The sequence below is a fragment of the Streptomyces bikiniensis genome (assembly GCF_000716625.1).
Lineage (GTDB): Bacteria > Actinomycetota > Actinomycetes > Streptomycetales > Streptomycetaceae > Streptomyces > Streptomyces bikiniensis.
The window spans coordinates 45915-52437 of record NZ_JNXJ01000041.1; the positions used below are offsets into that span (position 1 = coordinate 45915).

Consider the following 6523-nt stretch of genomic DNA (forward strand, 5'->3'; position numbering starts at 1 on the left):
GGAGTCGCGTACAGGCGTACGCGCACGCGCCCGTCAGGTCGCCGCCGTGCCCGCCTGTTCGATCTCCCACTCCGCGAGCGCCGCGAGCTGCTCGGGGGTGACGTCCTCCGGGATCGGGACGGGGGCGGGGGTGCGGAGCGGGGGCTGCCAGCCGTTCTCCGGGTTCCAGCTGCGGACCACCTTCGCCGGGGCGCCCGCCACGACCGAGTGGTCCGGGACCTCGCCGCGCACCACCGCGCCCGCCGCGACGACCACGTTCCGGCCGAGGCGCGCGCCGGGCAGGACCACCGCGCCCGTGCCGAGCCAGCAGCCGGGGCCGATGGAGACCGGTGCCGAGCGGGGCCACTGGCGGCCGACCGGCTCGTCCGGGTCGTCGTAGCTGTGGTTGGTCGAGGTGATGTAGACGTACGGGCCGCAGTACGTGTCCGAGCCGATCGTCACCTCCGCGTCGGCTATGACGTGGCTGCCCCGGCCGAGGACGACCCCGTCGCCGAGGGTCAGGACCGTCTCCGTCCCGAGGTCGAGGTCCGGGAGCATCCCGGCCGTCAGCGTGACCTGCTCGGCGATGATGCAGCACGCCCCGATCTCGATCCACCGCTCGCCGAAGACCGTGCCCTGCGGGAAGGCGAGCCGGGTCCCCTCGCCGAGCCGGCGGAAGCGCAGCCTCCCCTGGTGCTCGGCGGTGACGGCGCCGGCCCGCTGCGCCCAGCGCCAGCCGCCCTGGAGGGCGTGCGCGACGGCCCGGCGCCGCCAGGCGGCGAGGGATGAGAACGTGTTTCTGTTCCTGGGCACCCGGCCACGGTAGTCGGCGCCGTCGCGCCCGATCACCGCCGTGCGCTGTGATGTCCGTCATGAGCACGGCATAGGCTGCGGCCCGGGGAGACCCCCGGGCGCGACACGACGGCCGACGACCAGGAGCGAAGAACCATGACAGAGGCGTTGATCAAGGGCGTGGGCGGCAAGGAGCCGCGGATCGACCCGACGGCCTTCACCGCCCCCACCTCGGTGGTCCTCGGCGAGGTCACCCTCGGCGCCCGCGCGAACATCTGGTACCACACGGTGCTGCGGGCGGACTGCGGCCCGATCGGGATCGGCGAGGACTCCAACGTCCAGGACAACTGCACGGTCCACGTCGACCCCGGCTTCCCCGTCTCGATCGGGGCCCGGGTGACCGTCGGCCACAACGCCACCGTGCACGGCTGCGTCATCGAGGACGACGTGCTCGTCGGCATGGGCGCCACGGTCCTCAACGGGGCCCGGATCGGCGCCGGGTCGCTCGTCGCCGCCCAGGCGCTCGTCCCGCAGGGCATGCAGGTCCCGCCGGGCTCGCTGGTCGCGGGCGTACCGGCGAAGGTGCGCCGCCCGCTGACCGAGGAGGAGCAGGCGGGCATCCGGCTCAACGCCGAGATGTACCTGCACCTCGCCAAGGACCACGCGGAGGCCTTCGAGGACTGAGCGCGTCCCGTGCGCGGGAACGGACGGAGGGCGGCACCCCGGTCGGGGTGCCGCCCTCCTCGCCGTACGGGACGGACTCAGTCCGCCAGGACCGGCTCCGGCTCAGGCCTTGGCTCCGCGACGGGGGCGGCGGCCCGCTCCGCGGCCGCCTTCCTGGCGCGGTTCTTGATGATCAGCATCGAAGTGAGGCCGATCAGGACGGCCAGGACGAGGCCGAGCCAGGAGAAGCGCTTCAGCCACGCCTCGGCGACGATCCCGACGGAGTAGACGACGGCCGTGGTGCCGCCGGCCCACAGGATGCCGCCGAAGACGTTGGCGACGAGGAACTTCCAGTACGGCATCTGCAGGACGCCCGCGAGCGGTCCGGCGAAGATGCGCAGGAGCGCGACGAAGCGGCCGAAGAAGACCGCCCACATGCCCCACTTCCGGAAGGAGCTCTCCGCGAGTCCGATGTTGGCCTCGCTGAAGTGCTTGGGGAACTTCCCGCCCAGCCAGGCGAGCAGGGGTCTGCCGCCCTTGCGGCCGATGGCGTAACCGATCGAGTCCCCGATGATCGCGCCGGCGGTGGCGCAGGCGCCGAGCACGTACGGGTTGATGTCGCCGTGCTGCGAGGCGAGCAGCGCCGAACTCACGAGGACGATCTCGCCGGGCAGCGGGATGCCCAGGCTCTCGAGGCCGATCACCACGCCCACAAGGACGTAGACGGCGATCGGGGGGATCGTCTCCAGCCACTCCTGGACGTGCAACGCGGCTTCCTCCCGTTTCGGCTCCCCTGTCGCGCCCCGCCCGTGGTCGGGGGCGTGGCGCCGGCGTGCGCCTCGGCGGGCACGCCGGGGCAGCCTACCCGGTCGGGACAGACGGACCTCGCAGCGGAAGACGGGGCCGGGGCCGGTTCCACGGCCGTGGTCGGGGTCGGAGCCGGGGCCGCGGTCGGGACCTGTCCCGGGGCCGGGAACGCGTCCGCCCCCGTGCCGGAAGGGGTACGGGGGCGGAGGCGTGCGGCCGGGCCGGCTCAGGCGTTCGGACGCAGGGTCCAGACGACGGTCATCTCGCCGGTCACGGCGCCGTCCTCGCGGGTGATGTCGATCCGCACCGGGAACTCCGGGCGCTGTCCGGCGTCGAGCTCGGCGACGACCTCGGCGGCGGGGCGGCCCAGGGTGGCGGTGGCCGTGACGACGCCCATGGCCAGCTTCTTGTAGCCGATCTCGGCCTTGACGGCGAGCGGGACCGCGCGGCTGAGCTGGTCGCCGAAGGCGGCGAGCACGATGGCGCCGCTGGCGGACTCGGCGAGCGTGAACATCGCTCCGGCGTGCGGGCCGCCGACGTGGTTGTGGTAGGCGGGCTGGTCCGGCAGGCGCACGACGGCGCGCTCGGCGGTGGTCTCCAGGAACTCGAGGTTCAGGGTTCCGGCCATGGGAACCGTCGCGGCGAGCATCTCGCCGACGGTCATCTGGTCTGCGCTCATGGAGCGTGATGTTACCCGCGAGTAGCACCCTTGGCCATCCCCCGCGTCCCTCCCGGACCGGGGGCGGGCGTGGCCGGGCGGCCCCCGCACCTCTATGGTTACTGGCCATGTGGCCAGGACAGCAGCCGCCCGGGGGCGAGCAGAACCCGCAGGACCAGAGTCAGAACCCCTACCAGCAGCCGGGGTACCAGCAGCCGAACCCGTACCAGCAGCCGCCGGCCCAGCCCGGATACCCGCAGCAGCCGCCGGCGCAGCCGGGTTACGGCCAGCAGCCGCCGGTCCCGCCCGGGTACCCGCAGCAGGGGTACGGCCCGCAGCCGGGGCAGCCGAACCCGTACCAGCAGCCGACCGTGCCGCAGCAGTACGCGGTCCCGGGTCCGGGGCGGCCCGGTCCCGGCGGTCCCGGCGGGAAGAAGAAGACGGCCCTCGTGGCGGTCCTCGCCGCGACCGCCGTGGTCGTCGCGGCCGGCGTCACCGGTTACCTGGTGCTCGGCGAGGACGACAAGGAGCCGACCGCCGCCGACCCGAAGCCGTCCGCGACGAACACCGCCTCCGTCGATCCGTCGGCGGCCCCCGAGCCGAGCCGGTCGTCCGAGCTCGACAACCCGCGCGACGGCGCCGCGCGGCAGCCGACGATCCCCGGCTGGAAGGTCGTCCACAACCCGAAGTACGGCACCCTCTTCGACGTGCCGCCGGAGTGGGAGGTGTCGAAGCCCGGGACGATCAGCTTCCTGGAGGACGAGAAGAAGGGCGACGGCAGCCCCCTCGTCACGATGTCCGGGCCCACGCACCTCAAGGACAAGTGGTGCACCTACGACACCGACAAGGACGGCAGCGAGGAGTCCTGGAGCCTGGCGTCGGCCGGCACCAAGGGCGGCCAGGGCGCCAAGAGCACCGGGGAGGCCGCGTACAACGAGGCCGGTACGTGGGTGTGGGGCGGCTACGCGCAGCACATGCCGCAGAACACGATCAAGATCACCAAGGCCGTGCCGTACACGACGAAGTCCGGTCTCACCGGCAGCGTGTCGACGGCCACCGCCCCGAACGTCAAGAAGCGCAACAAGTGCGAGTCGGACGGCAAGGCGATCGCCTTCACCTTCAAGAACGCGAAGAACGACTTCTCGACCTGGGTCCTCAACGCGGCCGACGGCGTCGCCGACGAGCTGCCGGACGCCACGATCCAGCAGATCCTCTCCACGGTCCGCCTCGCCGAGGACTCGTGACGGCGGGCGAATCGTGACATCGGGGGCGCCCGGCCACCAGGGCCCGTGGGCCGCCGGTGCCCGTCGTCCCGGCGGCCGGCGCCCCACCCCGCCCGGATATCGGTTTGGCACTTCGGCGGGGCGGCGGGGATAGTCCCGGGGTGACATCACCCGCCGGCTCCCCCGACTCCCCCGTCTCCTCCTCTCCCTCTTCCTCCCCCTCCCCCGTTCCGACCCGCGCCCGCCGCCCCGAGTGGGCCGGTCGGAACTACCTCCTGCTGACCGCCGCCACGGTCGTGACCAACCTCGGCACGCACGGCGCCCTGATCGCCACCACCTGGGCGGTCTTCGACTCCGGCGGCGACGCGGGCGACGTCGGCCTCGTGGCGATGGCGCGCTTCCTGCCGCTCGTCCTCTTCCTGCTCGTCGGCGGCGCCGTCGCCGACCGGCTGCCCCGGCACCGGGTGATGGTCGCCGCCAACGCCCTCAACTGCGTGTCGCAGGCCGTCTTCGCCGCCCTCGTCCTCTCCGGCGAGGCCCGCGTCTGGCAGATGATGGTGCTCACCGCGCTCTGCGGCACCGGCCAGGCCTTCTTCAACCCGGCGGCCGAGGGCATGCTCCTGGCCACGGTCAGCGGGGAGCAGGCGAGCAAGGCGTTCGCCGTCTTCCGGATGGCGATGCACGGCGCCTCCATCGGCGGTGCCGCGCTCGGCGGCGCGCTCGTCGCCTTCGTCGGGCCCGGCTGGGTCCTCGTGGTCGACGCCGTCGCCTTCGCCGTCGCGGGCGGACTGCGGGCCTTCCTCGACGTGAAGGGCGTCCCCGAGCGCGCCCCCGGCGGAGGGCTCTTCTCCGACCTGAAGGAGGGCTGGCAGGAGTTCGTCGGCCGCCCCTGGCTGTGGTCGATCGTCGCCCAGTTCTCCGTGGTGGTGGGCCTGATCGGGGCGGTCGAGGCGGTGTACGGGCCGCTGGTCGCCCGGGAGGAGCTGGGCGGCGCGCGCCCCTGGGGCTTCGCGCTCGCCGCGTACGGGGTGGGGACGGTCGCGGGCGCGGTCCTGATGACCCGGTGGAAGCCGCGCCGGATGCTGTTCGTCGGGACGCTGGGCGTCTTCCCGATCGCGCTGCCCTCGGCGGCGCTCGCAGTGCCGCTGCCCGCGATCGGCCTGACGGCCGCGATGTTCGTGAGCGGGGTGGCGATCGAGGTCTTCGGCGTCTCGTGGATGACGACGATGCACCAGGAGATCCCCGAGGAGAAGCTGTCCCGGGTCTCCGCCTACGACTGGTTCGGCTCGACGGCCCTGCTGCCGCTGACCACGGCGCTCGCGGGCCCGGCGGAGGGGGCGTTCGGCCGGAGCGGGGCGCTGTGGGGCGCGGCGGCGCTGATGGTGCTCGTCACCGCCCTCGTCCTGTTGGTGCCGGACGTGCGGAACCTGACCCGGCGTCCGCACGGAACCACGCCCCCGCCCACCGGGAAGGAGCTCCCGGCCGTGCCGGGGCCCCGCTCAGCCGATGCCGAACGCGCCGTCCGGGGGAACGGGTGACGGCACGGCCCCGGCGTCCCCGACCGGCTCCGCGTCCCCGGTGAACCGGGCGAGCGCGTCCCCGTGCTCCACGCGCGCGGGGAACGCGTCCGCCGCGGCCCGGCGGGCGAGGCGGGCGGTGTCGAGCGCGCGGGCGGAGGCGACCAGGACGGCGTTCCCGAAGCGGCGGCCGCGCAGGACGCCCGGTTCGGCGACGAGCGCGAGTTCGGGGAAGACGGCGGCGAAGGTGGCGAGCTGGGAGCGGAGGAAGGCGAAGGGGGCGCCGTCGGCCAGGTTGGCGGCGTAGACGCCGCCGGGCCGCAGGACGCGCCGGACCTCGCGCGCGTACTCGACGGAGGTGAGGTGGGCGGGGACGCGCGAGCCGCTGAAGACGTCGCCGACGATCAGGTCGGCCGAGGCGGCGGGCGCCTCCTCCAGCCGGCGCCGGGCGTCCGCGCCGTGCACGGCGATCCCCGATCCCTCCGGCAGCGGCAGGTGCTCCGCGACCAGGGCGAGCAGACCTCGGTCCGCTTCCACGACGTCCTGGCGTGAGCCGGGCCGGGTGGCGGCGACGTACCGGGGCAGGGAGAGCGCCCCGCCGCCCAGGTGCAGGACGTCCAGCGGTTCGCCCTCGCCGGCCGCGCCGTCGACGACGTGGGCGAGCCGGCGCGCGTACTCGAACTCCAGGTACGCCGGGTCGTCGAGGTCGACGTACGACTGGGGTGCGCCGTCGACCGTCAGGAGCCAGGCCCGCTCCCGGTCCACGTCGGGCATGAGGCGCGCGGTGCCCTGGTCGACCTCGCGGACGACGGGGATGTGCTCGTTCACGTTCCCATTGTGGCGGGGCAGGGGCGGGGTTGCGGCAGGGGGTGGGGCCCGGGGGG

General features: G+C 74.2%; 7 protein-coding genes. 3 read left to right on the forward strand and 4 right to left on the reverse strand.

The genetic code is table 11. The annotated features are described in order from the left end of the window. Positions 1–33: 33 nt before the first annotated feature. Positions 34–792, reverse strand: coding sequence for an acyltransferase (locus tag OO47_RS26795; protein ID WP_030214396.1), 759 nt, complete (start codon positions 790–792; stop codon positions 34–36). 135 nt (positions 793–927) lie between these two features. Here OO47_RS26795 and OO47_RS26800 point away from each other — a divergent pair, with 135 nt between their 5' ends. Further along, positions 928–1455 (forward strand): gamma carbonic anhydrase family protein, encoded by a 528-nt coding sequence (locus tag OO47_RS26800; protein ID WP_030214399.1) that lies wholly within the window; start codon positions 928–930, stop codon positions 1453–1455. 77 nt (positions 1456–1532) lie between these two features. Here the strand turns inward: OO47_RS26800 and OO47_RS26805 are convergent, their stop codons facing one another. Further along, entirely contained in the window at positions 1533–2201 is a 669-nt protein-coding gene (locus OO47_RS26805; RefSeq protein ID WP_030214401.1) for a DedA family protein, read from the reverse strand. Positions 2202–2467: 266 nt separating this feature from the next. Further along, positions 2468–2905: a DUF4442 domain-containing protein gene (locus tag OO47_RS26810; RefSeq protein WP_030214413.1), complete on the reverse strand. Its 438-nt coding sequence runs from the start codon at positions 2903–2905 to the stop codon at positions 2468–2470. 122 nt (positions 2906–3027) lie between these two features. Between OO47_RS26810 and OO47_RS26815 the strand changes: the two genes are divergently transcribed. Together OO47_RS26815 and OO47_RS26820 are read left to right on the forward strand one after the other, a co-directional pair. Then, a complete protein-coding gene (locus OO47_RS26815) occupies positions 3028–4143 on the forward strand; it encodes a hypothetical protein (RefSeq protein ID WP_030214416.1) in 1116 nt (371 codons plus the stop codon). Between the two features lie 140 nt (positions 4144–4283). Next, positions 4284–5660 carry an MFS transporter gene (locus OO47_RS26820; protein WP_051716040.1) on the forward strand — a complete coding sequence of 459 codons (1377 nt, stop codon included), beginning with the start codon at positions 4284–4286 and terminating at the stop codon, positions 5658–5660. Here the strand turns inward: OO47_RS26820 and OO47_RS26825 are convergent. Next, on the reverse strand, positions 5622–6467 hold the full coding sequence (locus OO47_RS26825; protein ID WP_030214421.1) for a spermidine synthase: 846 nt from the start codon (positions 6465–6467) through the stop codon (positions 5622–5624). The genes OO47_RS26820 and OO47_RS26825 overlap by 39 nt on opposite strands. Between the last annotated feature and the right edge of the window lie 56 nt (positions 6468–6523).

Excerpts from the sequence above, each read along its gene's own strand:
- OO47_RS26800 (WP_030214399.1), top strand. The coding sequence starts at position 928 with ATGACAGAGGCGTTGATCAAGGGCGTGGGCGGCAAGGAGCCGCGGATC.
- OO47_RS26810 (WP_030214413.1), bottom strand. The coding sequence starts at position 2,905 with ATGACCGTCGGCGAGATGCTCGCCGCGACGGTTCCCATGGCCGGAACC.
- OO47_RS26815 (WP_030214416.1), top strand. The coding sequence starts at position 3,028 with ATGTGGCCAGGACAGCAGCCGCCCGGGGGCGAGCAGAACCCGCAGGAC.